The 1,434-nt window shown below is 36.1% G+C and carries 3 protein-coding genes; all 3 read right to left on the bottom strand.

The window, feature by feature from the left end; translation table 11 throughout:
* Positions 1 to 305: 305 nt before the first annotated feature.
* Entirely contained in the window at positions 306 to 425 is a 120-nt protein-coding gene (locus T513_RS12535) for a type II toxin-antitoxin system RelE family toxin (RefSeq protein ID WP_269082104.1), read from the bottom strand.
* A gap of 81 nt (positions 426 to 506) precedes the next feature.
* A complete protein-coding gene (locus T513_RS12075) occupies positions 507 to 644 on the bottom strand; it encodes a MobA/MobL family protein (protein WP_236701006.1) in 138 nt (45 codons plus the stop codon).
* Positions 645 to 756: 112 nt separating this feature from the next.
* On the bottom strand, positions 757 to 1,434 hold a 678-nt coding region (locus tag T513_RS12325), incomplete at its 5' end, for a hypothetical protein (RefSeq protein WP_031589912.1).

The following is a 1,434-nucleotide window of genomic DNA, read 5'->3' as shown; positions in this document are numbered from 1 at the left end:
ACCGACTTATGAAATATTTGAAATCCTTTTTATCAATTGTCACTAATGATTCATAATCCATACTAATCCCCTTTCTTTAAAATATATAAATAAATTATAGTATATCTATCTATAGATTTTAACAAAAAATGTAGTTTTCAAAAAAAATAGATATAGAAACACATTGTTTTGATACATAAACTACTCCGACATCTAGATGTCGGAGTAGTTTACGAAGTATTAAGTCTTTATTCAGGAAAATCTACTTATTATCACCTAAAGAGGCTCATATGCGAAATTTGAGCGTTTTAAGAGCATCTAAGTTCCTATCTTCTGTAGACCTCTCTTCTGTGCCCTATCGTCAGTGCCAGTATAACAAGCCTTTCGTCCTCTATCTCGCACTGCAGTCGATAGCCTCCTATCCTGTGTTGTATCAGTCTCTTCAGGCACTTCTGCTTCGCTGTAATAGTTCTCCGATTCTGTCAAAGGTCTGCGCTCCTTTCTCTTTCAGTCTTGCGCCCAACTCCTTAAGCTGTTCTGAAAGTTGTTTTTATGAGATTGTTCTTCTCTCGTATCTCTCGGCTTGCATATCCCTCGTGAATGGTCGGTATCTGGTCAATGCCCTGTTCCGCATATGAGCGGTGGTCTATCTGCTGTTCTGGCACCAAATACTCGTACGCTTCTTACTTTCGCAAACTGTTGGAGCGCTCAGATAAAAAAACTCAGTAGCTGACTGAGGTTTTGCATTTGTTTGCGCTTTTTATAAAAAATATTCTTCTATCCCCACCATTTATCTATAGTTACTCTGCTCAATCCAGTATCTCTATGACACTCAATTTTCTTCCCATCAGGATTGTTTTTTTTCCATTCTTCGACAATATCTTTCTTTGGCTTTCGACCATTACCAATTTTATTCCAAGTTGTATTTTGATTAATTTCATCTCTAACGAAGTTCATCATCTTCACATGGTCTTTTTGCTTACGATAGTTCCGCTTATTTCGTTCGATTCGTATATCGGTTAATTTTTCAATATCATCAATTTTGAAATTGTAATATTCTCTTGAATACATCTCTAAGGCTGACTTCATGTCATCTTCCGTTAGCGGATTTGAATGCTTTGACTTAGAAACAATCAAAAAATCCTCTGCCATATCTTTTTTTAGTTTTTTTAGTGGCACATCACACTTACTGGCATAAATACTCATGCACATCAAATAAAAATATCTATGACCACCTTTGATTTGAGATGCATGAGTTCGCCACCACTCATAAAGTGCGTATCCTTGTTTGCCCTTAATGTCCCATTTTTTAAGCCTTTTATCTCCCTCTACAACAACACGCTGATACCATTCCGGATATTGCTCTTTTGCTTGTTCTTTGGTTATTTTTGATGGTCTGAATGGCTTATTTATATCGACTTGATTTTCTTTCTTATCGCAATAAGCATTTAGATC

It is taken from the genome of Kandleria vitulina DSM 20405 (genome assembly GCF_000702065.1).
Taxonomy (GTDB): domain Bacteria; phylum Bacillota_I; class Bacilli_A; order Erysipelotrichales; family Coprobacillaceae; genus Kandleria; species Kandleria vitulina.
This window is presented reverse-complemented; position numbering and strand designations above follow the sequence as displayed.